Annotated in this window: 2 protein-coding genes and 1 pseudogene; all 3 read left to right on the forward strand. The window is 69.3% G+C overall.

The genetic code is table 11. The features are described from left to right. Positions 1-97: pseudogene (locus ABZ749_RS35165) on the forward strand (F0F1 ATP synthase subunit epsilon); the annotation flags it as partial. Between the two features lie 59 nt (positions 98-156). Continuing rightward, positions 157-366: a hypothetical protein gene (locus tag ABZ749_RS35170; RefSeq protein WP_357235721.1), complete on the forward strand. Its 210-nt coding sequence runs from the start codon at positions 157-159 to the stop codon at positions 364-366. Between the two features lie 645 nt (positions 367-1,011). Continuing rightward, a partial coding sequence (locus ABZ749_RS35175) for a C39 family peptidase (protein WP_357235724.1) occupies positions 1,012-1,419 on the forward strand: 408 nt, incomplete at its 3' end.

The following is a 1,419-nucleotide window of genomic DNA, read 5'->3' on the forward strand; positions in this document are numbered from 1 at the left end:
GGTCGTCGCCCGGACGACCGAAGGCGAGCTCGGTGTCCTGCCGGGGCACGCGCCGCTGCTCGGCCAACTCGCCGAGCCCGGTCAGGTGCGCATCAGGAGGTCGACGCCCGGTTCCTGCCGGTCGAGGCACTCAGCTCCGGCACCGACGTGCCACTGGTGCTGACCCGCGCGGGTCAGGACATCCCGCCGGTCCTGGCCGGTATCGACGCGTTCCTCCCCGCGGCGACCGCCAAGGGCTGGCCGATGCAGGTGATCGAGGTGCCGGACGGGCAGCACTCCTTCGACATCCTCAACCACGGCCCGCAATCCGAGGCAGCCGTGCTTGCCGCCCGCGACGCGGTCCTGGAACTGCTCGACGCAACCTGACCATTTTCACCCGGTACCGAGGCAGGCGGCATGATCGACTCGGGTTCCGTGATGTTGGGGGGTCTCCGGCAGCGGGACACCGCGTTTTCAGGGAACCGGAGTGGATCATGCCGCCGTGGCCGTCGTGTCGGGTTCGGCAGGGTGACGGGGTGGACGTTTTGTCGGGTTCAGGGTGAATGTCGGGTGGTTGGGGCCACCCCGGCGGCGGAATCGGCGACCGGCCCGGGTCGTTATACCTGGCAGACCACCGCAACAGCCCGGGTCACCGCGGGCCGGCCGCCGGGAACACCCGGCAGGTCGCCACGGTTACAACCCGGATCGGCCGAGCAACGGCCCGGACACGGCAGCCACCGGGAACACCCGCAATGCCGCCCCGGTTACATCCCCCGCACGGCCGAGCACCACAACGGCCGGGCCGCGCCCGGAACACCCGGCAGGCCGCCACGGTTACATCCCCGGAACGGCCGAGCACCACAACGGCCGACCCCCGCAGGTAGGCGGAATGATCCGCCACCGCGAACGGTTTCACCCCGTCCCGACGCCGACCCCCGTTGCGGGTCGCCGGGCACGAACTTTCCCCACACCACCATCCACCACCCCCCTGGTGTGGTGTGGAAATCCCCCGAGGCAGAGGAGCACGCCATCATGCGTACCGATCTGATTCGTAAGACCGCCCTGACCGCCGCCGGCCTCGCGTTCACCGGAGGTGCCATCGCCGGGCCCGTGACCGCCGCTTACGCCATGTCCGATGCGAAGCCGGCCACGCAGACGCAGACCGACCGCAAGGGCGGCCACGGCGAGCGGGAGCTGGGTGTGCGCTACGAGGCCCAGCCGAACTTCTACTACTGCGGGCCCGCCGCGACCCGTAACGCCCTGAGTGTGCAGGGTAAGAACATCAACGTGGATGACATGGCCAAGGAGATGGGCACCACCGAGGCCGGCACCAACTCCATCAACGACATCACCCCCGTGCTGAACAAGGAAACCGGTAAGAACGACGCCTACCGCTCCGTGGAGATCAGCACCCCCGACGCTGACGCCAAGCAGACCGAC

The organism is Micromonospora sp. NPDC047753 (genome assembly GCF_040642735.1).
Taxonomy (GTDB): Bacteria; Actinomycetota; Actinomycetes; order Mycobacteriales; family Micromonosporaceae; genus Micromonospora.